Below are 24159 nucleotides of genomic sequence, written 5' to 3'. Positions count from 1 at the left end.
TTTCTCGCTTCGATATTTTTAAATGTTGTGACGGCCATTATACCGACTTTGACCCCGTTAACTCTCTTTATCATATAGTTTCCTATATTATTTGACGTTAGAGGGGACTGTTTCTTTAAGTCTATTATATTAGAATTCACAAACTTATTCTTGGTCTTATTAATTTTTGAGAGGGGAAGCATTTTAAGCTCCTTCTCTGATAAGTGGAAGGCGTCTACACCAATTCTTTCAAAGTCTTTAAGTAGAGTTTCTATTCCACCATTTTGATTCTCATTAACTAGTTCACCCGTACTAAGTAGAAGAACTTTATTATCAAGTCTCTGCTTTAGAATTGAAGTGTACTTCTCTATTAGTTGAATCCCTCCAACCTTAATAGACCCTAAAGATTCGTAATTCTCAAGTTGAGGTGTTAGCGAACTATTAAAATAGTTAATTGATGAAATTGTCACTCTCTTCTCATTGTCTAGCGAAGGAGTGTCTTTCCACTCTGGCTCACTCAACACTCTTGTGGGAACTTTTTGTGAAGCACAGGCCACAATAAGAACTAGCGTTAATAATGATGAGAAAATTTTATTCATATTTAATAACTCTTAATTTTTCCTAGCTTTTCATAAGCATTAGTTAAAGCTTCGAGGATTTCATCATAACTTTCAAGGGGGCTACAATGTCCTAAACTGATTCTAACTACACCACGTCCAACTTCATCGCTCACGCCCATTGCACGTAGAACTTTTGATGTCACTGGCTCATTGTCTGAACATGCAGAAGATGTCGTTACAAAGATATCTGCAGATTCTAACTCTATTTGTACAGCTTGACCGTGAATTCCTGGAAAAGCAATATAAGTCGTTGAACAAACTCTTGGAGCTTCTTCTCCTAAGATGACAACTTGAGGAAAACGCTTTTTTATTTCAGCTTCAAACTTTAATTTCTTCTCTTTTAAATCTAAGTATTTCTCACCATTTTTTTCAAAGCTATTTAGGGCCACAGCAAGTGTTTCATAACCTAAGTAGTTTTGAGTTCCACCACGTATACCTTTCTCTTGACCACCTCCAATTACAAGTGGGTGGAGTTTAGCCGGGTGTTTTGCTAGGAGAATACCTGTTCCAGTAAGCGCCCCAAATTTGTGACCAGAAGTAACTGCGTAATCGATATTTGATTCTTTAAAACTAAAGGCACACTTTCCAATGAACTGAGTAGTGTCACATAGGAAAGGAACACTATCGTCAGTACAAACTTTTGCGATTTCTTCAAATGGCTGAATAACTCCAGTTTCATTATTTGCGGCCATAATCGCCACAAGAGCAATTCTTCCTTTAAATTCTTCCATCCAGTTTGTAAGTTGCTTAAGGTCTATAACTCCATTAGGTAGAGTTGGAACAACTTTGTGAGTGTAACCTTTATTCTCATAGAACTTGGCACAGTTAATAACAGCAGAGTGCTCAATTCCAGAAGTGATAACAAAGTTCTTACCCTCTTCTTTTGCTGAATCTAGTACGCTGTGAAAGACCTGTGTGATTCCTTCAGTTGCTCCTGAGTTGAAAATAACTTGAGTATATTTTGCACCAAGACTTTTGGCGCAAATAGCTCTTGAATTTTCCATCGCTGTTAAAACTTTAGTACCGAGTCTGTGAATAGCATTTGGGTTTGCAAATGGTCCGTCTTGAAGTCTTTTTATAAAATATTCTTTAACGTCCTCACATATAGGAGCACTTCCGTTGTAATCAGCGTAAATCATGTTTCATCCTTAAAATTTAAATGTCGTGTGTTTTTAGCTTAATTCAAGCATCTTACTCAGCGCCTTCATAGAGAGCTCAGTTGTCTTCTTATCTACTTGAATTATATTTATAGGCTTATCTTCCTTTATCGCTCTGAAACTGGCAAGTAGCCAGCGAGGTCTAACGCGATACATTGTAGTGCAGAGACACTGATAAGGAGATAGTGAAATGATTTCTTTGTCTGGAAATTGATGTGCTAAACGATTTACAAGGTTTATTTCTGTACCAACGGCAAAGCTAGAGCCCGCCGGAGCTTCTTTTATTTTATTAATAATATAAGCAGTAGAACCATTATCATGTGCGGCCTTTACAACTTCATATGAACACTCAGGGTGAACAATGACTGTCGTTTCAGGCTTTTCTTTTCTTATCGTTTCTACTTGGGCCGCAGTGAATCCCTGGTGAACTGAACAGTAACCATACCAAAGAATTACCTTGGCCTTATCGATTTGCTCAGCAGTAAGTCCACCATTGTACATATTTGGGTTGTAGACGACCATTTCATCTAATCCAATCCCCATTTCCGCACAAGTGTTTCTTCCTAAATGTTGATCTGGGAAGAATAATAGTTTTTGACCTTCTTCAAATGCCCACTCAATAATTGATCTCGCATTAGATGAAGTACAAATACTTCCGTCATTCTCACCAACGAATGCCTTTAGTGCAGCAGAGCAGTTGATATAAGTAATTGGAACAATTTTTTCAGCAGTAGAAGTTTTCATAAACTCCCATGCCTTATCGATTTGCTCTCTATTTGCCATATCTGCCATTGAGCAGCCAGCGCGAAGGTCTGGAAGTATTACTTTTTGTTTATCGCTTGTAAGCATATCTGTAGTTTCCGCCATGAAGTGAACTCCACAGAAGATTATATATGGCTTATCAAGCTTTTCAGCATCTTGGGCAAGCTTTAGAGAGTCGCCCGTGACATCAGCAAATTGAAATACGTCATCTTGTTGATAGTGATGACCAAGTACTACGACTTCATCTTTTAGTTCTTCTTTAATCTTTTTTAATTCAACTAGAACTTCAGCATCTGAGAGTTCTTTCTCTGAGATTAAAGGTAAGTGGTCTTGGTTATCTTTTTCAAATAAGTTGAGCATTTCTTTTTCCGATTATTTTACTGTTTCGTAGCCGTTATTTTTCCAACCAAGAATACCGTCTTCTAGGTTAGTTAAGTTTTCAAAATCTTCTCCCAATAGAAATTGGCAAGCATTTAAGCTTCTCTTTCCACTTCTACATTGAAGAATTAGATTTGCATTCTTATCTTTTAGTTCTTCTAAAGAGAGTTCTGGGAACTTACTAAGAGGTATAAACTTTGCGCCTTCAATATGCCCTTCGTCCCACTCTTCCTGTTCGCGACAGTCGATTAATACGACTTCTTCATTAGCATCTAGCATTGCTTTTAGCTCTGTTGAGTTGATTGATTTGATCATAGCTTTTCTCCCTTTTATATGGCCCAAATATTGTTCATTTTTCTCATAATGTCTAGTCTAGTGTTGCTCTGAGTCTAGCAGTAAAAAAAAATTGTCTTCTTTCTTTGACGAAGTGTGACTCATTTTTTACTATTTTAGTATGTTAGGTCTTTTTCGACCTTTAAAGAACACTGGAATCGGATATCAGTGTGTTTAAGGAGTGATTCATGGAAGTTATCACAGTTGCCAATAATAAAGGCGGCGTTGGTAAAACAATGCAGTGTTATCAGTTGGTATGTCATTTGGCGAACCAAGGAAATAGAGTATTAGTTATTGACCTTGATTCTCAAGCCAATCTAAGTTCAACTCTTGGTGTTCAAATTCAAAGAACTCTTATCCCTGAGTGGCTAATCGGTGATGTTCCTGCAGAGGACGTTGTTGTTAAAGCTGAAGGTGATGCAGAATTTTATAATAACATCACGCTTGTCCCTTCAAGTAGACACCTTGCAAACCTTTCAAAGCTTTTGATTCTTTCAGAAGGTGAGATTAGAAGAGATGCAGGAAGAAAAGAAAGGCTATTAAGACTACGTCTTCAAGAGGTAGCAGAAGATTACGACTATGTTGTAGTTGATACACCTCCAATGCTTGGAGATGAGTTAATTATGGCCCTTGTTGCTTCAAATAGAATTTTAATCCCTACTCAAGCTCAGGATTACTCAATTGATGGTCTTGAAGAGTTGATGGATACTTTTGAAATAATCAAAGAAACAGAGAACCCAGGATTGGATTTCTCAATTATTCCTTCAATGGTTGATTCTAGAAGAAAGATTGAACAACAAAGAATTGTTGAGTTATCTCAGTCTTTTAATATCACACCACCTATTAGAAACCTTGTTCAAATGCAAGAGTCTATCTCTATGAGAAAGCCTGTATTTATGATGGGGAAAAGTAGTAGAGGGAAGCAAGATTATGAAGCCCTATGGGACTCATTGAATCTTTAATTTAAAATTTTAATCACAAGGATGTGGGGTAATTACGTATGGCAAAGTCATTCGCGCCTAGAGTTTCAAAGAAAGAAAGAAAGACAATTGATCTGTCTGAGAATTTAAATCGTGATCTAATTAAGCTGGCAGACGATAGACTGCTTCGTGGTGCAAAGTTAGATGAAATTCTCATTAAAGATATCATTGTAAAAGAACAGGTTAGAACTAAGTTCAATGACTCTTCTTTAAAAGAACTTGCTGCTAACATAAAAGTTAATGGTCTGATTCAACCGCTTGTACTTCATAAAACTAAGAAAGGTTACACTTTAATTTGTGGAGAGAGACGTTATAGAGCAATGTCTTCTATCAACATGAAGAAGTGTCCTTGCTTTATTTTAGATAACAAGTCTGAAGAAGAGCTGATGGCAATTCAGTTCTCTGAAAACTCTTCAAGAGAAGCCCTTCATTATATAGATAAGGCCGATGGTATCTTAAATTACCAAAAGGCAACTAAAGCTAGTGAAAGAAAAATCTGTGCTGCCCTCGGTATTTCTAAATCAGAAGTTCATAGATCTCTATTAATAGCGAGAATGCCAGCTAAGATTAGAGAGTCTGCTAAAGTTCACAATATTGAGAAGTATGTACTTCTTGAACTTGATGCTCTTGAGAAATCTCCACTAAAAACTAAGCTTACAAAGCTTGTTCATGCAGGAGAGATTACAAAGAGATCTCAATTAAAGAAAGCTATTAAGACTGGTGTAGTTGCTACAGGAACTAAGAAGAAAGTTACAAAGAAAGCTACTGCCAAGAAAAAAGCTTCCCTACCTAAAGGATTAACTGCAAGCGCATTCCTTAAGGCCATGAATATGAAGCAAAAAGATTTAAAGTTAGATAAGAAGACTAAAGACATCCTAAAGGCCCTAGTTGAAGAAACTAAGGATATGGTTGATCAATAATTCAAGATAATATTAAGAGGGTCCTTAGGACCCTTTTTTTTCGTATTTTCAATATATTACAAGTTAAATGAACAAAATTAATACAATTTCTAGCTGCGCGTAAGGCCTAAGATGCCTTCTGTCGCTAGGAACTCGCTATTTTTTCTACATATGCTAGAATTATTAGTGGGTTATCATTGCATCAGATTGCAGGAACTGAGAAGTTGATATTTGGTACGCCTATTGCACTATTTTAAGTAGAGAAAGAGAAAAACTACGAAAAATAGGGACTTGTATGAAGAACACAGTATGTAAATTTTTGACAGGCCGTCTAAAACTTAGACAGAGACAATTTGCAAGCGCAACAATGCTTCTTTGCTCATTTGTATCTTATATAGGTTCTAGTGCTCTTGGGTGTGAGAAGTCTACTAAGCAAGATTGCATAAAACTCTCTTATTTAAATCCTTATATTAAAGTAGTTTCAAGAGGTCCAAGTAACTTTGTTCCAGATGTTGAAGCAAGTGATAGACCAAGTAATGTAACTCTTTGGTATGAGAATATTCTTGTAGAAGACACTGCTGGTGTAATGAAAGGGATGAAGAGAAATTACGATTCTTGGGAGAGAGAAGAGGAGTACGCTAGAAACTGGAATGTTGCCTCTACTGGTCTTTACGATATTAAAGATCAAGACGATAGAAAGAAATATTTTAATAGATATATTCTAAAGTATTTAGATAAGAGACTTTCGGGTGAGATTAAACAGGCCGAAGAAGGTTCAACACTTCACAGAGTTGGTAAAGTTCAAAAAGCACTTAAGCCTCAAACTAGAGTAGAAGTTTCTAGAAACTTAAAGTTTAAATTTAAGGCAAGAGTTCTTCAGGGGAAGGCGCTAATGTTTGTTGAAAACCCTTGGGTGAATAATGAAACTTCAGTAAAGCTAGATGGAAGAGTAAATATTAATATAAATAAAGACATAGCTGCGCTGGGTCTTAAAGCGAACTTCGATTACAACGTTAATGAAAATACTTTTGATGCTAGGCTAGATAAGCCTCTAACTAAAGAGGTTACGGCCAGAGTAAGTACTTCAAAATCAAGAGATGTAGCTTCTATAAACCAAAGTGTAGAGCTACTTTTTAATAAGCCATTCTAATAAATTCTAAATTGCTGCACATTGAAGCGCAGCACCTTCTTTTTCAAACTAACAAATCTTAAGAATTCTAAAAATATTGCTATTCAGTATTGCTAACAAGTAGTAAATTTGTAGCATTAATTTTTGTAACTACTAATAATTCAAGGGAGCCGTTATGAGCTTATTTGATGCCCCACTTTTTAAAGATGCTTTCGAGCAATTAGAACAAGCGGCAGATGTTATGGGTCTAGATAGAAATATTCTTGAGAGACTAAAATATCCAAAAAGAGCACTTCAAGTTGCTGTGCCTATTCGTCTTGACGATGGTTCAGTTAGAACTTTTCAAGGTTATAGAGTTCAGCACAATATGACTTTAGGACCTGGTAAGGGTGGAATCCGTTATCATCCAGGAGTTGACCTGTCTGAGACAGCTGCACTTGCAATGCTTATGACATTTAAGTGTGCACTTGTTGGTCTTCCACTAGGTGGAGCGAAGGGTGGTATCGAAGTAGATCCAAACGAATTATCTCGTCAAGAGCTTCAATCACTTACAAGAAGATATGCTACTGAAATAAACATGATCATTGGTCCAACGATTGACGTACCTGCTCCAGATATTGGAACAGACGGACAAACAATGGCATGGTTCATGGATACTTATTCACAGATTAAGGGTTACACTGTTCCAGGTGTTGTTACTGGTAAGCCAATTACAATTGGTGGATCTCTAGGTAGAGCAGAATCAACTGGTAAAGGTGTTGCTTACTGTGTGAACTTTGCATGTCAAAAACTAGATATGACTATTGATAAGAATACTACTGTTGCTATTCATGGTTTTGGTAAAGTAGGTGTTCCTGCTGCTGAAGACCTTTCTGCTCAAGGAGCAAGAATTGTAGCAATCTCTGATGTATCAGGAGCTGTGTACAATAAAGACGGTCTTGATATTGAGAAATGTTCTGAGTGGACTAAGCAAGGTAAATTCTTAAAAGACCTAGAGGGTGTAGAGCTTATCACTAATGCTCAACTGCTAGAACTTGATGTAGACGTATTAATTCCTGCTGCAATTGATGGTGTAATCACTAAAGAAAATGCTGCAAATGTTAAAGCTAAAATTGTTGCTGAAGGTGCCAATGGTCCTTTAACTAGAGAAGCGATTGATATTATAACTGCTCGTGGTGGATTCATCATTCCTGATATTCTTTGTAATGCTGGTGGTGTTATTGTTTCTTACTTTGAGTGGGTACAAGGACTTCAGAACTTCTTTTGGGACCTTGAACAAATCAATGGGAAGCTTCATGACATTCTTAAAGATTCATTTGATAATGTTTTTGAAACTGCAACAAAGTATAATACTGATATGAAGAAAGCAGCTTTCATTGCAGCACTAGCTAGACTAGAGAGAGCAATGAGATTAAGAGGTCTTTTCCCTGCTTAATAAGTTTTTAATTATTTTGATATTTATACAATGGCCTTGTTTCTCTAAAGTTTTAGAGAATAAGGCCATTTCTCATTCTATCGAAAAATATTCCTTTAGAGACCTATGCCAATCAATGGGTGTGAAAAATAACCTTTTAGAAACTGCTAAGGGGCAGACTCATATTGATTGCACTTCAAGAGTTGTGAGTATTTTAGATTTTTGTAAGAAGAAGTCTGCAAAGAGGCAAAGCTTAATTAGAGGTAGGGTTGACGTGCTCTCTAAGAATAATGTCGTTTGTGAGTACGCGAAGTCTGTGATTCTAAAGATCGAGTGTGGACATGATGTCTTTAAATGTTCAGCTAATTATAAGAGTGATTGCTTAAAACTAAAAGATGCCTTTGCTTATTCTTTAGAGTTAGGCCATTCCTCAAAAATAGAAAAAGTTATGACATGTATCTACAGTGCTGAGGATTCTTTAGATCTTTAGTAGGTCTATAAAGTTTGCTTGACCACTGTGATCATTTCCATTCCCCCATACGTTGCAGCTTTTCTCGTTATTATATGTGAAGTTTTCTCCTATACCTCTAACAAGAATTCCAACAATTTCATTTGTCTTCGATGAGAAAATGGATGAGCCTGAATTTACAGAAAATGTATCTAGGTTGTGAGAGAATGAGTTGTTACCAGCTAGCCCTGAGCTAAGACTCGTGACAAAACCATTATCGTGATACTTCATGGGAAGTCCAAGCGGAAAGCCAAGCATATAAATTTCTTCACTTTCTTGCACTCTTCTCTTGGAAACTTTTAGGGGAGTTCTGTTTACAACTTCTCTTTCTAGTTCTAGAAGTGCAACATCTTTATCCCCAGGGAAGTTGAATGTGTATTGAATCGTATTCTTTATTTCGTAGACGCTATCTTTATTAAGAATTAAGTCTTCAGTATTTGTATGATCATAGATGTAGTCGAAAACAATATAATAATCATTAAAAGTTGAACCTGGATATTCATCAAAGCAGTGTGCAGCAGTCGCAACTTTTTTACTGCCTACAAGTGAGGCAGAGCAATTTGCAATAATTGATTGAGTTTGAACAAATCTCTCATCTTCACAGAAGTTGAGGCTTTCAACATAGCTAAGCCCATTAAGCTTGAAGTCTCCATTCTCTAGTTTTTTTACTCTATTTTTTGGAATAACAGCAGCAATAGACTTTGAAATATCTTGGATTTCTCTTGGGGCATCAATAATCTCATGTCTGTCATCAGTATTGTAAATACCTGCATGTATATTGAGAGATAGAATAAATAGTGCTAGCAAGTTTTTCATGCTCTCTTTTTACCAGTATTTAGAGATTTTATAAGAGCTTGGGTAAGAATTATAAGATTCTGTAAGGGGGGAATATTACCAGTGGATCTAACCACTGGTAATTTATAGAGCTATATAGATAATGTTTTAACTAAATTAATATATTGAGGAAGATACTCATCTTTCTTTCCAAGGCATTCTGTAAATGGAGCTGGAACAACTCGTCCATCTCTGTAGGCCGTTACAAATGAATGATTTCCATTTAGTAATTCCTCTATTGCTAGATATCCCATTCCGGAAGCGATGAAGCGGTCTTGTCCACAAGGATTACCACCTCTTTGGATATGACCTAGAATACATACGTGAGAATCAATTTCAAAATCACTCTTTAATTTCTCTTGAATTCTATGACTAAGTCCCTCTTTTTCACCCTCAGCTACGATGATAATTGAAGAGTTCTTTCCTCTTTTTATTCCACGCTTTATATCATTAGATATTGCCTCAACATCGAGAGTCTCACTTGGAAGAACAACGTTTTCTGCTCCAGTACAGACTCCAACATGTAGAGCAATGGCAGCTGACTTTCTTCCCATCACTTCGACAATAAAAGTTCTCTCATGAGATGAGGCGGTATCTCTAATCTTATCCACAGCATCGATAGCAGTTTGAACAGCAGTTCCAAAACCAATAGAGTAGTCAGTACCAAGGACATCGTTATCAATTGTTCCTGGAATACCTACAACTGGAATTCCGTGTTCTGTGTGAAGGGCGTGAGCTCCATTGAAAGAACCATTTCCACCAATAACTATAAGGGCATCAATTTTCTTTCTTTTTAAGATGTGGGCCGCTTCTTTTCTAGTATCTGCCTCTAAGAACTCTGGGCATCTAGATGTTTGAAGGATTGTTCCACCATGTTGGATAATATTTCCAACACTTGATACATCAAGCTCTTTAATATTTCCTTCAAGAAGTCCTGAGTAACCTCTTTGGATACCATAGATCTCTAGACCTGCATTGATTGTTGACCTTACAACCGAACGTATGGCACAGTTCATTCCTGGACTATCTCCACCACTACAAAGAAGTCCAATTCTTTTAATTTCCGTCATTGTATATCCTTACTTAAAAATTGATTTACCTGTAAATGAACTAGGGCATTCTATATCTAAAATATTTAAAACTGTAGGAGAAACATCCATTAGGGCATGCTCTTTCCCATTAACTTCAAAGTCACAGTCTTTTAAATCTCTATGATAAACACTAAAAGGAACGAGTGAATTTGTATGAGAAGTATGTGGGCTACCATCAGCATAGACCATTTGATCACTATTTCCATGGTCAGCGGTCAAGAGTAATGCGACACCTTCAGAGTCACATTTTTCAATAAGTCTTTGCACACACTTATCAAGAGCTTCAACTGCTTTTATGGCGGCATCAAACTTTCCTGTGTGACCAACCATATCTGAATTGGCGAAATTTACTAAGAAGAACTTCGTCTCTTTATCTTCTAGTTTTTCAACTAACTTATCAGTAACCAAGTAAGCACTCATTTCAGGCTTTTGATCATAGGTAGAGACTTCTTTTGGTGAAGGGATTAAAAAGTGTTCTTCATTTTTAAAAGGGTCCTTCTTTCCACCATTAAAGAAAAAAGTAACATGGGCGTACTTCTCAGTTTCAGCAATTTTGAACTGCTTATACCCTAAGCTTGATACATACTCAGACATTGTTCCACTTAAGCTTTCTTTATTAAAAAGAATTGGAAGCTCTACTTCATCTGGAATATATGGAGTCATACATAGGAAGTAATTTGGCAGAAAACTTCTTTCAAACTCCTTGAAGCTAGGATCATTAAAACAAAGGGAGAGTTGAATGGCCCTGTCTGGGCGAAAGTTAATAAAGAAGATACTATCTCCTTCTTTCATCGCTTTATCTTCTCCAAATAAAACAGGAGTAATGAACTCATCGTAGATATCTTTATTATATTCACTTCTTAAGTACTCCATTGGAGTACTTTTAGTTACTGAGCCCGATCCTGTAAAAGTATCGTAGGCAAGTTTTATCTTCTCCCACCTTCTGTCTCGGTCCATTCCAATTGAACGTCCCTGCATTGAAGCAAATTGGCACTCTTTTATTTTAGTCATTTCTTCAACATACTTATGACCAACATCTCTAGCAGTGTCTCTTCCATCCATGAATGCATGAAAGAAGATCTCAAGGTCTCCCTCTGAAGACAGGGCCTTAATTGTTTCTTTTATATGATCAATGTGGGAGTGAACTCCACCGTCTGAGAGTAGACCCATAATGTGAATTCTCTTAGATGCTTTTCTAGCAGACTCTTTGAGTTCATTCATCATTGGCAGAGTTGAAAAAGTTCCTTTCTCGATAGATTCGTTTATTCTAACAAGGTCCTGTCTAACTGGCCTTCCAGCTCCAAGATTCATATGTCCAACTTCAGAATTTCCAGCAACGCCCTTTGGAAGACCAACCTTTTCTCCTCCAGCTTCTATCGTAGTGTATGGATAGTGTTTAAAGAGATTATCTAGGGTAGGTGTATTGGCATGCATGACTGCATTCTTATTATCAGAATCAGTAATTCCATATCCGTCTAGGATAACCAACAGCGCACGATCACTAATATTTTTAATAGATTTCAATTTCTTCTCCATTTGGATTTTCATCAATTTTACCTTATCTAAAAGCAATGGTAAGGCCTAAAAAAATAAGTATTCCTTGATAACTATTAAACTTTTCTAAAATATGCACCAAGTTGACTGAAAAGTTCAATTGATAAAGAACTAGTCAAGAATACTCCTACTTCCTAGGAGAATGTCTAAAGTTTAGTCACTGTATAAAAAGTTATATATTATCCCCTTTCTAAATGCTTGTTTCTAGGTCTTCAAAGTTGGCACTCTATTTGCTTCATAAATAGTGAATCATTTTAATACGAATAGGGAATAGACACTTCGGAGGAAGAGATGAAATTTAAAACAGCATTCCATTTATTAGTGGCAGCGATGGTTGCCTTTGGCGTTACCTCTTGTGGTAGTGATAAAAATACAACAGACTCGGGCTCAGTTGCAACAACTGCAGTATCATCTGTGACATACGGTACTGGAAATGGTGCTAGCACAGTCTCTGAGTTTTACACTGAAGTCTCAAACTATATGTTTGAAACACAGAGTGAAGTAGGACTATATGCATTTCCACGTAATGTTAGTTCTGGCAGTAATTTCAATTTTGACTTTTGCTGGGGATATGAAGATTGTATGGAAGACCAGCTTAAAAGATCTCAAGCTGAAGCAGATAGATACTATTGGAGATTTTTAGATTCTGATGGTCAAACGATTCATAGAGACTTTACTTCAAATGGAGTTACATATGATGCTCCCGATAGTGACTCTCTATTTGGGACAACTATGACAGGACTTAGAGATGGATTACTAAATATCATTAGTAATGCCTCAAGTGCTCAGAAGTATAACGGATACTCATTTGTTTCAGTATCGACTTCAAGTTCAACAACTTCAGGAATCGATATTAGCTGTTACGCAAACAATAGCTTTTGTAATAGTAGTACTAGTAATACTTATTCTAAATACTTCAGATTTAAGTATGGTAACTACTGGTATGATATTGATTTAACACAAGCATTAATTAAAAACCCAGTAAGAGTATATCAATAAGATAATATAAGGAGAGCAATTTGCTCTCCTTTTTTTATTTAATTCCCACTGCCGAAAAAAATAAAAAGGCCTTATAATAGTCTAGATTATTATTTTTAAAAGGACTTTATTATGGCGGTTTTCAAAACAGATCTACAGGACATTTATTTCAATTTATTCGATGTTAATAATGTTGGTGAACATGCACCTGACTACGGTGATGATGAGCTCAAAGATATCGTCGAACAATTTAATAAATTTACTGAAAATGAAATCTATCCAACTCGAATGATAGGTGATGAAGAAGGTGTAAAAATGGTCGATGGCCATGTAAAAGTTCCAGCTTCTTTTCATGGGCCACATAAGCAATTCTACGAGAATGGATGGTACGCTCTTGGCTATCCTGAAAATATTGGAGGAATGCCTGCTCCTCATGCAATCTCTATTACGTGTAACTCTATTGCTATTGGGGCAAATGTTTCATTTTCAATGTACTACGGACTTACTCGTGGAGCGATGAATGTCATTCATCAAGTTGGAACTCAAGCTCAAAAAGACTTCTACGTTTCAAAGATGATGACAGGTGAGTGGGGAGGAACAATGTGTCTTACTGAACCTGGTGCAGGTTCAGATGTAGGAGCATCAAATACAACAGCTAAACCTATTGACGGTGGAAAGTACTCTATTAATGGTGTGAAAATATTTATCTCTTCTGGAGAGAGTGATCTCTATGAGAATAATATTCACCTAGTTCTTGCTAGAACACCAGGTGCCCCAGAAGGAACAAAGGGTCTATCTCTATTTATAGTACCAAGGTTTAATACAGATTCTGGTGAGTCTAATAATGTTGTTTGTACAAAAATTGAAGAGAAGATGGGGATTCATGGATCTGCAACCTGTGAGCTAACTTTTGGTGAAAATGGAGAGTGTGTTGGTGAGTTAATAGGAAAAGAATTTGAAGGGATGGCAAATATGTTCATTATGATGAACGAGGCCAGACTTCTTTGTGGACTTCAGGGTGAAGCGCAAGCAAATCTTGCATATATGTTAACAGAGCAATATGCAAAAGAGAGAACTCAATTTGGTGTTGAGATATGTAACCTTCCAGACGTAAGAAGATTAATGCTTAAAATGAGAGCGTTATCTAGAGGGATGAGAGCTCTAACTCTTTATACGGGTAACCTTTTTGATAAAGAAGAAAAAGGTGATGAAATTGCAGCAAAAGAAATTGCTCTTCTTACTCCAATCTGTAAGGCCTATTGTTCAGATCAAGGGTTTAATGTTTCCGTAGATGCTGTTCAAGTTCACGGTGGATATGGATTCTGTACAGAATATGGAATTGAACAATTTATCCGTGACACTAAAATTGCAAGTATCTATGAAGGAACAAATGGAATACAAGCAATAGATTTTGTTACTAGAAAAATATTAAAAGATAAGGCCCACACATTCTTTGAAGTCGGAAAAAAGATTCAAGCTGTTATGAATACAGAAGAGGCAAAAGAATTTGATCATGAGAATTCTATGATTGGAAAATCTATGGAGATGTCTGAAAAGATCCTAGCAAAATTTGGGGAGATGGCAGCAAAGAAAAACCATAATGGAATTCTTTCTCACGCTACAGACTTTCTTGACTACTGTGGAAACCTTGTTGTTGCTTGGCTTTTACTTGAGCATGCCTGTATCGCTAAGAAGAAGCTTGCGGGGAAAGTATCAGATGAAGAGAAGAAGTATTACCAATCTAAAATAGTCGACTATAAAGTTTTCTGTCAGTATCAGTTGGTGAAAAATATTGGTATAGGAAATAGTGTTCTTAATTTCGAAAACAATTTGATGGAGCTAGAGCTTTAATCTAATTAGTGTTACTATGTTATTGAATTTATGAATTAGGACAGTATGGACTCTTCTGAAATATTAAAAGTTATAGCGGAATTTAATGAAAAAACTCATGGAAGTTCCGATTACGATAAAGGTGAATTCTTTCTTAGAGGAGAGAATTCATCAAGTTTTGCACCACTTAAATTTGTTCAAAAGAAATTAGAGGGTCTAGGCGGTGTCGGGTCTCTCTTAAAGCAAGGATTTGTGTGCGACTCCCTTGAGCTCTTTGAATTAGAGAACTTCTCTAAGTGGTATGAAAAACAATTTTCAAAAAAATTAAAGAGAGGGCAGGGAAAGGGAATATCGATTCTTGGATTGCCTGATAATAAATCAATCTTTGATGCAGTTGAAACTGTTAATAAATGCTACCAAGTCTTATCTCAGCAACAAATCTTAGTAAATGGAAAGAAGCTCCCCGTTCAGTTAGGCGAATGGTATGGGAAATGTATCTTTGGATTACATCAAAAGAAGTCTACTTCTCAACGAGGTTTTGATTTTTACTTAGATGATAAAAGAGTAGAAGTAAAAGTTCACTGGGGAGATCATTCATCTCCAAAAGGTGTGAAGGTTAGAAAAAGCCTCATCGAACTTAGTGAGTTCTGTGTCATTATATACGTTGCTAAGAACTTTATGATTAGAGAAGTTTGTTTCTTAGATTCAGAGTTTATTAAAAGAAAGTTTTCAAGTAAGGGACATACAATATTTTTAAAAGATGTTGATATATCACCTTACTTCTTTTCAAAGTCAGATAAGCATACGAGTAAAGTTGTGAATTCAAGTGCTCTTATGAAATTTTCTAATCCAAACCTTGCGATGAAGTTAGTCGATAGATTTGGATTAGAGTAAATATTAACGAATGTCGTACTTTAAAAGGCGACATTCGATCCCACCGTTAAAGAATGGCTTTCTCATTGATGTCTGAAGAGAAATGGCTTTTCGGTATTCCTGATCACTTGTAAGAATATAACATCTAAAGCCTTTGTAATTGGCCTTAAAGTTTTCACCTAGTTCATGATAGAACTTTGGAAGGTCTTCTTCTTGTCCTAATCTTTCTCCGTATGGAGGGTTTGTTACAACTATTCCTGGAGCTTCTTCGTATGGCTTAACGACTAGAGCATCTGCAACTTCCATTTCAACTAAGTCAGATGGGAAGTTTGCTAGCTTTAATGATTTTTCAAAAATACTTAATGCTTTTGAAGAAAGATCACTTGCAAAGAATTGCCCTCCAGGAAGTCCATTTACACTATCTTCACCTTTCTTTAAAAGGTCCATAGCATATTCTTCAAGTCTTTCTTGATGATCTTCTCTTTTATACCAAAGGTGATCTTGGAATGCGAAAACCTGACTCTTCTTTGCTAGTGCATGAAGCTTTAGCCAAGCTCCTGGAAGGTTTGCTGCCAGATAAAGTGCTTCAATAATAATAGTTCCTGAACCACACATTGGATCGATGAAAATATCTTCATCTTTATTCCAGTCTGTTGATTGAACGATGGCCGAAGCTAAGTTTTCTCTAAGAGGAGCTTCGTGTCCATGAGGTCTATAACCTCTATGACTTAATGGCTCTCCACAAAGATCAAGGTAGATTCTATTGAACCAACCCTTTTGGCCATCAATTGCTTCAATTCTTTGAAGAAGTGAAATATCAGGAGAGTCCTTTGAAATATCAGGTCTTGAGCCAACATTTTGTCTAAAGCTATCTGCAATTGCATCTTTTAGCCTTAGAGACATAACCATTGAGTTCTTGAAAAATCTATTTGCATCTTTATCAAAAAGTGTAGAGATTTTAAATGTTTGGTTTACAGAAAAAAGGTGATGCCACCACTTGTCTTTTGCTAGTGCAAAATGATCGTTATCTTTATAGAACTTATATTGATGAACTTCTAAGTAGACTCTACTTGCTAGTCTTGAATTTACAATAAGCTCAATTACATTCCATTGCTTCGCTTTAAACCTAATTCCACCAGTGAATTGTTGAAAACTTTCACCATCGTATTTCTTAACTTCTTCTAGAAGCATTTCTTCCATACCCGTAGGGCATGAAGTAAAGTACCAATTTAATTTCTCTGCTGCATTCTCTTCGTTATTCATTATTTTCCCTGTCATCCCAGAATATCTTAGCTTTACTTAAAAGCTCTTGATAACTGTTGGCCATAAGTGGGTTTAAAGTACCTTCTTTGAAGCGCTTAATTCTCCAAAGAGCGATAGAGAGAAAACCTATAACTATGGCCTTATCCAAATTTTCTCTTTCAAATATTGAAAGAGGTCTTATTTCCTCATATCCATTTAGATATGATTTTATTAGTGAAGAATTAATTCTTCCTTTTTCTAAACATGTTCCTGATAAAGAAATTCCTAAATCAAATAAATACTCACCAATTCCAGCTTGTTCAAAGTCTAGAACTACGGCCAAGTGATTTTCATCAAAAAGAGTATTATCGTAGTAGAGATCTCCGTGAATAACTCCTTTTTCAAGCGGTAGCTCAATAAAGCTAGCTAGCTTGTCTGGAAAGAAGTACTCAACCATTTCTTTAAAATCTGTTGGGCATTTTTCATTCTCTGTGTAGTCGATAATCTCTATTGCACCAAACCCGACACTATTATGAGGTCTGATATTTTCTGCATCACAGTCAAGACTGTGTAATGAAGCGAGACCTTTCCCTATTTCATAACAAGTCTGATCACAAGGCCCTGGGGCAATTCCTTCAATGAATGGAAATATCACTCCAAAGAAGTCATTGTAAGTATAAACATTTTCACCAGCTTTTGTGGTGAATGGCCTAAGTGAAAACCTAAAACCAGATTCACTAAGGCGAGTAAGGATCTCTTGCTCTTCTTTTAAGTGGTCAAAACCCTTATCATTTGAAACTTTCAGTAGATAAGTAGAGTTACCAATCTCAACTTTATAATTTGAGTTTGAAATCCCAAGAGAGAGCGAGTTTAGGGACGTAATCGCTCCTAAATCATATAAATCGATAATGTTCTGAGCTTCAGCTGTACTCAGCTTTGTGTAATCACCCACAAAGTATCCTTGTTGCGTTGTGTCCTTAAGAAATATCCTGATTTTTAGCTTTTTTAGGACCTTAGGTCAACGTCTTCGGTAAAGGTTTCTTGCCCCTAGGGTCCCTAAGGTGTTATATTACGGGTGATTTTTACAATAAATCTTGGAGGATTAAATGGAATTTACTGATTATAAAGTAAAAGATATCACGCTTGCGGACTGGGGACGTAAGGAAATTAATATTGCTGAGTCTGAAATGCCAGGTCTTATGGCACTAAGAAAAGAGTTTGGTCCATCTCAGCCACTTAAAGGTGCGAGAATTGCTGGTTGTCTTCACATGACAATTCAAACAGCTGTACTTATGGAGACTCTAGTTGCTCTTGGTGCTGAAGTAAGATGGTCTTCATGTAACATCTTCTCTACTCAAGATCACGCTGCTGCTGCTATGGCCGCTGCAGGAATTCCTGTATTTGCATGGAAAGGTCTTTCGGATGAAGAATTTGATTGGTGTATTGAAAAGACTCTTAAGTGGGCAGACGGTTCTCCACTAAACATGATTCTTGATGATGGTGGTGACCTTACAAATATGGTTCACGACAAATTTCCAGAAATGATCGAAGGAATTAAGGGTCTATCAGAAGAAACAACTACTGGTGTTCATAGATTATACGAAAGAGTTGAAAAAGGTACTCTTAAAATGCCTGCAATCAATATCAATGATTCAGTTACTAAGTCTAAATTTGATAACCTTTACGGATGTAGAGAGTCACTTGTTGACGGTATCAAGAGAGCGACTGATGTTATGATCGCTGGTAAAGTATGTGTTGTTGCTGGTTACGGTGACGTTGGTAAAGGTTCAGCTCAGTCTCTTAAAGGACTTGGTGGACGTGTTATCGTTACTGAAGTAGATCCAATCTGTGCTCTTCAAGCTGCAATGGAAGGTTTCGAAGTAATGCCAATGAATGATGCTGCTAAGCTTGGAGATATCTTTGTTACAACTACAGGTTGTTACGATGTTATCGCTGGTAACCACATTGATATGATGAAAGATAATGCAATTATCTCTAACATCGGTCACTTTGATAATGAAATCGCTGTTGCTCACTTAAACAACAACTACGATAAAGTAAATATTAAGCCACAAGTTGATCAGTATATCGCTAAAGATGGAAGAAGACTTATTCTTCTTGCTGAAGGTCGTCTTGTAAATCTTGGTTGTGCTACAGGGCACCCGTCATTTGTTATGTCTAACTCGTTCACTAACCAAGTTATGGCACAGATGGAGCTTTGGGATAATTCAGATAAGTATGAAAACAAAGTTTACATGCTTCCTAAGCACCTTGATGAAAAAGTTGCAAGACTTCACCTTGAAAGAATTGGTGTAAGACTTGATACTCTTACTAAAGAGCAAGCAGATTACTTATCAGTACCTGTAGAAGGTCCTTATAAGCCAAATCACTATAGATATTAATTAAAATTTCAACCTACGCATCTTTAACTAAAGGTGCGTAGGTTTTTTATGGATGAAGTTATGAAGATCTATATTGGCTGTGATCACGCAGCGTTCGAAGAAAAAGAAATCCTAAAAAAACACTTAACTGAGCTTGGTCACAATATTGAAGATATTGGGACACATGAAAATACTCGCTGCGATTATCCTGACTATGCAAGCGCCCTAACAAAGGGAGTAGTAAAGGATGGTGTTAAAGGTGTACTTCTTTGTGGTTCTGGCATTGGTGTATCAATGGTTGCAAATCGCTATAAGGGTTCAAGAGCAGCTCTTTGTAGATCTGAACTAGATGCAAGGCTTTCTGTTGAGCATAATAATGCCAATATTCTTTGCGTTGGTGCTAGAATAAATACAATGGATGAAATTGTTAAAATTACAGAAGCTTGGTTAGCTGCTGAATTTCAAGAAGGTCGTCACTCAGATAGAGTGGCAATGTTTAATGAAATTGGAGAAGATGTTTAATGTTTACGCTGGAAAGATTTACTTATGCTTTAGTACTTATATTCACTCTGACTGGAGTAATTGGTTCTCATATTGATGTTACATGGTACGAGGGAACCTTTGCGAGAGAAGATGGGTTTATAGAGTGGCTAACTGTTTTAGGCCTTCTTATTGGTAGTGTTCTTTGTTTTTATAGAATCTCTATTCTTAAGCCTTTTAGAGGAAAGCTATTTCTATTTTGTACTTTTGTATTAGGATGTCTCTTTTTCTTTGGTGCAGGAGAGGAAATCTCTTGGGGACAAAGAATATTTGGTATTCAATCATCTGACTTCTTTTTAACTCATAACTCACAAGGTGAAACAAACCTACACAACCTAATAGTAGGTGGAACAAAGATTAATAAACTAATCTTTGGTACAATTCTTGGTATTCTAATTGGATTCTACTTCTTAATTCTTCCTTTTCTTTATAGAAAGATTGAAAAAGTAAAAAATATAGTAAATGCAATGGGAGTTCCACTTCCTAAGTACTTCCACATAGGTGCTTATCTCTTATTAGTACTACTTGCTGAGTTTATCCAGGGTGGTAAGAAAGGTGAAGTTTTAGAGTTTGGTGGAGTTTGGATTTTCGTATTAATGACTTTTGTTCCTTTTAATAGAGAAATATTTTCTAGAAAGTCCTTTGATAGATAACTGATTATTTTACTCTTGATTTTCAGAGTCATGACACGCCTTTAAATTAAACGATACCATTAGGGTACTTATTAATTTAAAGGACGTAACATGAAATGGATTTCAATTTTCTTCTTATTTTTTTCACTTAAATCATTCTCAAGTATTCACGAAGCCGATTTATCAAAAGCTTCATTTCAAAAAATAGTCGATAGAAACCTGTCTCCAGATAGTGTTGAAACTCAACCCATTAGACGAAATGGTATTGTCATCAATGCTGTGATCTTAAAGAATGGTGTTGAAGAAATCGTTAAAGGTCTTCAGTTCGATATAGATAAAAGAGTCAATTGTGAGTCCGGTGATGATTTTAGAGTCTCTGCAGATCTAAGCTTAGATAAATTTAAATTGGTTGGAGATTGGAATAGAGAGTTTCAATTAGAGTTTGAAGGCAGCTGTAGTGATGCACATAAGCTTGTCTTCAACTATGATTCAACTGGTGGCGAATATTTTAAAATTAGAAATATTGCATATACTCTTTCAGAGAAATTAAAAGAAATAGATAGAGACTCTTTTATAAATGGAAAGATTAAAATCAAGTTTCCTGCTGGTGGTGATTACTATAATGGAACTGTTAATGTCACAAGGGGATATCAATGGGATGTGGTAGGACATGAAATAGGGCATGCTATATATTCTCATGCTCGTATTGGAAGAAGTGGGGGAGGCGCTCATAGAATCGATGAGTGCTATTCAAAAGAGCTTGCTCTTAGTGAAGGTTGGGCAAGTTTTTTCTCTGCCTGGGTCTCGGTAGATCTTAATGATCCAATGGCAAAGTTTGAATATATGGTCCCTCGAAGAGCTCCTCTTGAAATTGAACATGTTCCAAGTGATGTGTGTACAGGCCCTACTAATGAGTGGAGAGTGTATTCTTTTCTCTGGGACTTAATTGACTTAAATAATGATAACGAGCACCTAAGTATAAGTTTTAAAGAGCTATGGGACTTATCTTTTAAGAAGAACTTTCCTTCTATTTTAGAATTTAAAGATGAAATTTTAAAAAAAGGTTATGATCCAGTGATTGTAAATGTTGTTTGGAATCAGAATATAGAAGGTCTTTAGGCAAAATAAAGGCCTCTAATTAGAGGCCTAGTCTTTTTATAATCTTCCTATCATCTTGTTAAATCTAAGTCTTAAGACCGAAAATAAAGCTTCGAAGATAATCCCACCGGCCATCTTTGATTGGCCATCTCTTCTTTCATAGAAAGTAATTGGAACTTCTTTAACTCTTAATCCCTTACTCCAAACTTTATAATTTAACTCAAGTTGAAAAATATAACCTTTTGAAATGATATTATCTAAATCCAGAGATGATAGCGCCTTTCTAGAAAAACACTTAAATCCACCTGTAGTATCGAATACAGGGATATTAGTTACAAATCTTGTGTAGATAGAAGCTAGGTAAGAGAGAAGTAATCTTCTAAATGGCCAGTTGATGATTCTAATTCCATCAATATATCTAGATCCAATAACGAGGTCATTAGATTGAGCGGCCTCTAAGAGATCAGGAACTTGAGCAGGGTCATGAGAAAAGTCACAGTCCATTTCAAATACAAATTGATACTCTTTTTCAAGAGCCCATTTGAAACCAGTTACATAAGCTGTTCCTAGTCCAAGCTTTCCAGTTCTTTGAATCATATGTAACTGTTCTGGGTAAGTTTCTTGAAACTTTTTAACTACATCAGCAGTTCCGTCTGGAGAGCCATCTTCAATAATTAAAAGATGAACACCCTTATGTAGATTAAAGAGAGTTGTAATCATTCTCTCAATATTGTCTATTTCATTATAAGTAGGGATAATAATCAGTGTTTGATCAAATGGTAACAAGTGTAACTCCAGCTAGTTGATTAGTTATTTATTCTTACATTTTGGGCATCTATTTAGCAATGACTCACGGTAGAGATTTGAGGATTTGTAGAAAATATCCATTGCTTTTTGACCTGCGTTAGACTGAATTAGCCACGAAATTTTTTTTATTGTGGGATTTAGAGTGATCAAGTACTCAATAACTTTAGGACCTTTTAGTACTTGATCTGCCTCTATAAGAAGATGGACCTCTTTTTCACATTCTAAACGATTGAGAATAGGGAAGTTTTCATAAACCTCTTCCTCTTTAAGAGATATAAGCTCTATATGTGATGTGGAATCCATTCTTTTAATTGTAGAAGCAAATCTCTCACATAGAGAACATTCACTGTCATAGATAAGTATTGGTGAAAAGCTTTCACTTGTTGATTGCACTTCCATGTGTTCCTCAGATTACTTTATGTATTCTAGCCTTCTCCAGCCTGAGACTTGATATCTTCTAGAAATAATATCAAAGATTTTTCTGTCACTATTGTTAGATATTTGTGCCTTTCCTTCTGCTTGTTGAGCAAACTTTAGTACGGCCTGATTATTCTTTTTCATTTTTTTCTTCTTAAGACCTAGTCTTGAAAGAAAGTCGGGTTTCTTCGTTTTTGTTTTTTTATTGTTTGAGTTGATTCCATCTCCACCTGAGAAAGTGAGGACATTGTTTTTCTTTTTGGATTTACCAGAGATTGAATATCTTCTTGTTGATCCCTTAATGCCTCCAGTGAATTTTTGAGCTGTTTTTGTTTCGGAAGGTGAGAGAGTTGTCGTTGCAACCTTTGTTGATAGATTTGCTGGCATACCCATATCCTGAAGCAGTTGAGACTCTTCTTGCTGAGATTGAGTTAAAATAACATTTGGTTCTAGCTCTACCTTACTATCTAATTGTTTTAATTTAGCTAGGGCATTGCTAACACTTGTTTGGGCCGAAGTTAAACTTCCCGATGTTAACTCCCCATTGGCCATAGTACTAAAGTTACTGATTGCCGGATTACTTGTGAGACTCGTTCCTCCAAAACCAGAAATTGTAGTCATAACTTTCTTACTAATACAAGTATCAGTCTGAGCACAAGTACAACTAGGGTCATCTTGAGCATTTCCATCTACACAAGTTGTTCTCTCTGAAGTCGCAGCAATTGAAGCACTACTCATTTCTGGCTGACAATATGTTTGATAATCTGCTCTTGTTTTTGAACTTTCTTCAGTACAAAAACATAGCTTGTCTGTAATTGGGTTACAGTCACCCTTGCTAGGCATTTTATCTGCAATTGCTTTTGTCTTATCAGCGTAGTCTTCATGGGCCTTTATCTGATTCATATAGAAAGTTGTGAGTAGGGCCGAAGCACCGAGCTTTAAAAGGTTACTTGTACTTTTAAATGTACCATCTGGAGATGCCATCATCGCCACATAACAAGCTGTACCAGCTCCCCATCCTGTTGTTTGAATCTTTGCGGTCTTTGCTCTACTGTCATGATTTGCAGCGGCTTTTAGTAAAGAGTCTCTCTGAGCAGTATCTTCACTTGTAGGAAGATTTGTTATTGAGTCCTGTTCTGTCGTTGTATTAAGCATTGCAATTGCTTCTGTAGCTACCGGAATATATTTACAATAGTCTTTTTGCTTATCTTCTTTTCCATTGGGGTTAGTATTATTGCCAGGAGGCTGATCACCTGAACTAACTGTATCTGTTGACCCCTCGGCAGGCGCATCAGTAGTAGCATCATTTACTCCCTCTCCAGCTGTACTTGAAGTTTCGCCTGTTTCTTTACTTAGCTTATCGAGGTCGCCCCCTGCTGTTGACATTATCATTACATAAGCTTTTGATAAGGCACTGACCATGGAGGAGCTTAGACCTAGAAACTTTGGGTCGGCCTTATTCCCAAGACAGGCATCTTCTGTATCACCGTCTGCTGTGCACTCTTCTTCATATATTCTTTGAGCCTTTTCATTGTGAACAAAATTTTCAGACTCATCTTTTTGCTGATCAGTTAGATTCTCGGTGTCGACATTACTTCCGTATTGAGTGTCCATTATGGCCTGAGCACAAATATTTGTGGTGAATACTAAAAAGATTATACTTAAAAAGAGCTTACGCTTCATTGCCATTTCCTTATTTCAATACTTTATCATTTTACCACGA

At 36.4% G+C, this 24159-nt stretch carries 24 protein-coding genes; 12 read left to right on the top strand and 12 right to left on the bottom strand.

The window, feature by feature from the left end; genetic code table 11:
- From ABX784_RS07705 to ABX784_RS07690, 4 genes are all read right to left on the bottom strand, one after another.
- Positions 1–578, bottom strand: a 578-nt coding sequence (locus ABX784_RS07705) for a hypothetical protein (RefSeq protein WP_372654436.1), incomplete at its 3' end; no start/stop codon positions are given.
- 2 nt (positions 579–580) lie between these two features.
- Complete coding sequence (locus ABX784_RS07700) at positions 581–1738, bottom strand: cysteine desulfurase family protein (RefSeq protein ID WP_372654433.1); 1158 nt, start codon at positions 1736–1738, stop codon at positions 581–583.
- A 33-nt stretch (positions 1739–1771) separates the two neighbouring features.
- On the bottom strand, positions 1772–2878 hold the full coding sequence (gene nadA, locus ABX784_RS07695; protein WP_372654431.1) for a quinolinate synthase NadA: 1107 nt from the start codon (positions 2876–2878) through the stop codon (positions 1772–1774).
- Positions 2879–2890: 12 nt separating this feature from the next.
- Positions 2891–3211: a rhodanese-like domain-containing protein gene (locus ABX784_RS07690; RefSeq protein WP_372654429.1), complete on the bottom strand. Its 321-nt coding sequence runs from the start codon at positions 3209–3211 to the stop codon at positions 2891–2893.
- A 206-nt stretch (positions 3212–3417) separates the two neighbouring features.
- Between ABX784_RS07690 and ABX784_RS07685 the strand changes: the two genes are divergently transcribed.
- The 5 genes from ABX784_RS07685 (at position 3418) to ABX784_RS07665 (ending at position 8141) form a co-directional block, all read left to right on the top strand.
- Entirely contained in the window at positions 3418–4191 is a 774-nt protein-coding gene (locus ABX784_RS07685; RefSeq protein ID WP_372654426.1) for a ParA family protein, read from the top strand.
- A gap of 38 nt (positions 4192–4229) precedes the next feature.
- The gene (locus tag ABX784_RS07680) at positions 4230–5129 is read left to right on the top strand and encodes a ParB/RepB/Spo0J family partition protein (protein WP_372654424.1); all 900 of its coding nucleotides are present in this window, start codon (positions 4230–4232) and stop codon (positions 5127–5129) included.
- A 274-nt stretch (positions 5130–5403) separates the two neighbouring features.
- Positions 5404–6258: a hypothetical protein gene (locus ABX784_RS07675; protein WP_372654422.1), complete on the top strand. Its 855-nt coding sequence runs from the start codon at positions 5404–5406 to the stop codon at positions 6256–6258.
- A 154-nt stretch (positions 6259–6412) separates the two neighbouring features.
- On the top strand, positions 6413–7672 hold the full coding sequence (locus ABX784_RS07670) for a Glu/Leu/Phe/Val dehydrogenase (RefSeq protein WP_372654420.1): 1260 nt from the start codon (positions 6413–6415) through the stop codon (positions 7670–7672).
- Between the two features lie 16 nt (positions 7673–7688).
- Positions 7689–8141, top strand: coding sequence for a hypothetical protein (locus ABX784_RS07665; RefSeq protein ID WP_372654418.1), 453 nt, complete (start codon positions 7689–7691; stop codon positions 8139–8141).
- Here ABX784_RS07665 and ABX784_RS07660 read toward each other — a convergent pair.
- From ABX784_RS07660 to gpmI, 3 genes are all read right to left on the bottom strand, one after another.
- Positions 8130–8975: a serine protease gene (locus ABX784_RS07660; protein WP_372654417.1), complete on the bottom strand. Its 846-nt coding sequence runs from the start codon at positions 8973–8975 to the stop codon at positions 8130–8132. The two genes, ABX784_RS07665 and ABX784_RS07660, sit on opposite strands and share 12 nt — an antisense overlap.
- A gap of 110 nt (positions 8976–9085) precedes the next feature.
- On the bottom strand, positions 9086–10063 hold the full coding sequence (gene pfkA, locus ABX784_RS07655; RefSeq protein WP_372654415.1) for a 6-phosphofructokinase: 978 nt from the start codon (positions 10061–10063) through the stop codon (positions 9086–9088).
- Positions 10064–10072: 9 nt separating this feature from the next.
- Positions 10073–11608 carry a 2,3-bisphosphoglycerate-independent phosphoglycerate mutase gene (gpmI, locus tag ABX784_RS07650; RefSeq protein ID WP_372654414.1) on the bottom strand — a complete coding sequence of 512 codons (1536 nt, stop codon included), beginning with the start codon at positions 11606–11608 and terminating at the stop codon, positions 10073–10075.
- 321 nt (positions 11609–11929) lie between these two features.
- Between gpmI and ABX784_RS07645 the strand changes: the two genes are divergently transcribed.
- From ABX784_RS07645 to ABX784_RS07635, 3 genes are all read left to right on the top strand, one after another.
- A complete protein-coding gene (locus ABX784_RS07645; protein WP_372654413.1) occupies positions 11930–12637 on the top strand; it encodes a hypothetical protein in 708 nt (235 codons plus the stop codon).
- A 111-nt stretch (positions 12638–12748) separates the two neighbouring features.
- Positions 12749–14467: an acyl-CoA dehydrogenase gene (locus tag ABX784_RS07640; RefSeq protein WP_372654411.1), complete on the top strand. Its 1719-nt coding sequence runs from the start codon at positions 12749–12751 to the stop codon at positions 14465–14467.
- Positions 14468–14512: 45 nt separating this feature from the next.
- Positions 14513–15340 carry a hypothetical protein gene (locus ABX784_RS07635; RefSeq protein ID WP_372654410.1) on the top strand — a complete coding sequence of 276 codons (828 nt, stop codon included), beginning with the start codon at positions 14513–14515 and terminating at the stop codon, positions 15338–15340.
- A gap of 3 nt (positions 15341–15343) precedes the next feature.
- On the opposite strand, the gene ABX784_RS07630 is transcribed toward ABX784_RS07635, so the two are convergent.
- Both ABX784_RS07630 and ABX784_RS07625 read right to left on the bottom strand, forming a co-directional pair.
- Positions 15344–16582, bottom strand: coding sequence for a class I SAM-dependent RNA methyltransferase (locus ABX784_RS07630; RefSeq protein WP_372654408.1), 1239 nt, complete (start codon positions 16580–16582; stop codon positions 15344–15346).
- Positions 16575–17513 carry a phosphotransferase gene (locus ABX784_RS07625; RefSeq protein WP_372654406.1) on the bottom strand — a complete coding sequence of 313 codons (939 nt, stop codon included), beginning with the start codon at positions 17511–17513 and terminating at the stop codon, positions 16575–16577. The genes ABX784_RS07630 and ABX784_RS07625 overlap by 8 nt, the downstream gene beginning before the upstream one ends.
- A gap of 154 nt (positions 17514–17667) precedes the next feature.
- Here ABX784_RS07625 and ahcY point away from each other — a divergent pair, with 154 nt between their 5' ends.
- The 4 genes from ahcY (at position 17668) to ABX784_RS07605 (ending at position 21233) form a co-directional block, all read left to right on the top strand.
- Positions 17668–18963 carry an adenosylhomocysteinase gene (gene ahcY / locus ABX784_RS07620; protein WP_372654404.1) on the top strand — a complete coding sequence of 432 codons (1296 nt, stop codon included), beginning with the start codon at positions 17668–17670 and terminating at the stop codon, positions 18961–18963.
- A 60-nt stretch (positions 18964–19023) separates the two neighbouring features.
- Positions 19024–19464, top strand: a complete 441-nt coding sequence (gene rpiB, locus ABX784_RS07615; RefSeq protein ID WP_372654403.1) for a ribose 5-phosphate isomerase B — start codon at positions 19024–19026, stop codon at positions 19462–19464.
- Positions 19464–20135: a hypothetical protein gene (locus ABX784_RS07610; protein ID WP_372654401.1), complete on the top strand. Its 672-nt coding sequence runs from the start codon at positions 19464–19466 to the stop codon at positions 20133–20135. The genes rpiB and ABX784_RS07610 overlap by 1 nt, the downstream gene beginning before the upstream one ends.
- Positions 20136–20225: 90 nt before the next feature.
- Positions 20226–21233 carry a hypothetical protein gene (locus ABX784_RS07605; RefSeq protein ID WP_372654400.1) on the top strand — a complete coding sequence of 336 codons (1008 nt, stop codon included), beginning with the start codon at positions 20226–20228 and terminating at the stop codon, positions 21231–21233.
- 36 nt (positions 21234–21269) lie between these two features.
- Here the strand turns inward: ABX784_RS07605 and ABX784_RS07600 are convergent, their stop codons facing one another.
- Genes ABX784_RS07600 through ABX784_RS07590 form a run of 3 tightly spaced genes read right to left on the bottom strand, consistent with a single transcriptional unit; the run spans position 21270 to position 24119 of the window.
- The gene (locus ABX784_RS07600; protein WP_372654398.1) at positions 21270–21998 is read right to left on the bottom strand and encodes a polyprenol monophosphomannose synthase; all 729 of its coding nucleotides are present in this window, start codon (positions 21996–21998) and stop codon (positions 21270–21272) included.
- A 24-nt stretch (positions 21999–22022) separates the two neighbouring features.
- Positions 22023–22418, bottom strand: a complete 396-nt coding sequence (locus ABX784_RS07595) for a DCC1-like thiol-disulfide oxidoreductase family protein (protein ID WP_372654396.1) — start codon at positions 22416–22418, stop codon at positions 22023–22025.
- 12 nt (positions 22419–22430) lie between these two features.
- Positions 22431–24119, bottom strand: a complete 1689-nt coding sequence (locus ABX784_RS07590; protein ID WP_372654395.1) for a hypothetical protein — start codon at positions 24117–24119, stop codon at positions 22431–22433.
- Between the last annotated feature and the right edge of the window lie 40 nt (positions 24120–24159).

Source organism: Halobacteriovorax sp., assembly GCF_041587335.1.
In the GTDB taxonomy this organism is placed as follows: Bacteria; Bdellovibrionota; Bacteriovoracia; order Bacteriovoracales; family Bacteriovoracaceae; genus Halobacteriovorax.
Note: the sequence above shows the minus strand (reverse complement) of the source record. Positions and strands in the feature narration are given on the sequence as shown.

Excerpts from the sequence above, each read along its gene's own strand:
- ABX784_RS07660 (WP_372654417.1), bottom strand. The coding sequence starts at position 8,975 with ATGAAAAACTTGCTAGCACTATTTATTCTATCTCTCAATATACATGCA.
- ABX784_RS07645 (WP_372654413.1), top strand. The coding sequence starts at position 11,930 with ATGAAATTTAAAACAGCATTCCATTTATTAGTGGCAGCGATGGTTGCC.
- ABX784_RS07670 (WP_372654420.1), top strand. The coding sequence starts at position 6,413 with ATGAGCTTATTTGATGCCCCACTTTTTAAAGATGCTTTCGAGCAATTA.
- nadA (WP_372654431.1), bottom strand. The coding sequence starts at position 2,878 with ATGCTCAACTTATTTGAAAAAGATAACCAAGACCACTTACCTTTAATC.
- ABX784_RS07700 (WP_372654433.1), bottom strand. The coding sequence starts at position 1,738 with ATGATTTACGCTGATTACAACGGAAGTGCTCCTATATGTGAGGACGTT.
- ABX784_RS07680 (WP_372654424.1), top strand. The coding sequence starts at position 4,230 with ATGGCAAAGTCATTCGCGCCTAGAGTTTCAAAGAAAGAAAGAAAGACA.
- ABX784_RS07640 (WP_372654411.1), top strand. The coding sequence starts at position 12,749 with ATGGCGGTTTTCAAAACAGATCTACAGGACATTTATTTCAATTTATTC.
- rpiB (WP_372654403.1), top strand. The coding sequence starts at position 19,024 with ATGAAGATCTATATTGGCTGTGATCACGCAGCGTTCGAAGAAAAAGAA.
- ABX784_RS07630 (WP_372654408.1), bottom strand. The coding sequence starts at position 16,582 with ATGAATAACGAAGAGAATGCAGCAGAGAAATTAAATTGGTACTTTACT.
- ABX784_RS07610 (WP_372654401.1), top strand. The coding sequence starts at position 19,464 with ATGTTTACGCTGGAAAGATTTACTTATGCTTTAGTACTTATATTCACT.
- ABX784_RS07685 (WP_372654426.1), top strand. The coding sequence starts at position 3,418 with ATGGAAGTTATCACAGTTGCCAATAATAAAGGCGGCGTTGGTAAAACA.
- ABX784_RS07690 (WP_372654429.1), bottom strand. The coding sequence starts at position 3,211 with ATGATCAAATCAATCAACTCAACAGAGCTAAAAGCAATGCTAGATGCT.
- ABX784_RS07605 (WP_372654400.1), top strand. The coding sequence starts at position 20,226 with ATGAAATGGATTTCAATTTTCTTCTTATTTTTTTCACTTAAATCATTC.
- ABX784_RS07595 (WP_372654396.1), bottom strand. The coding sequence starts at position 22,418 with ATGGAAGTGCAATCAACAAGTGAAAGCTTTTCACCAATACTTATCTAT.
- ABX784_RS07635 (WP_372654410.1), top strand. The coding sequence starts at position 14,513 with ATGGACTCTTCTGAAATATTAAAAGTTATAGCGGAATTTAATGAAAAA.
- pfkA (WP_372654415.1), bottom strand. The coding sequence starts at position 10,063 with ATGACGGAAATTAAAAGAATTGGACTTCTTTGTAGTGGTGGAGATAGT.
- ABX784_RS07675 (WP_372654422.1), top strand. The coding sequence starts at position 5,404 with ATGAAGAACACAGTATGTAAATTTTTGACAGGCCGTCTAAAACTTAGA.
- ABX784_RS07590 (WP_372654395.1), bottom strand. The coding sequence starts at position 24,119 with ATGAAGCGTAAGCTCTTTTTAAGTATAATCTTTTTAGTATTCACCACA.
- ahcY (WP_372654404.1), top strand. The coding sequence starts at position 17,668 with ATGGAATTTACTGATTATAAAGTAAAAGATATCACGCTTGCGGACTGG.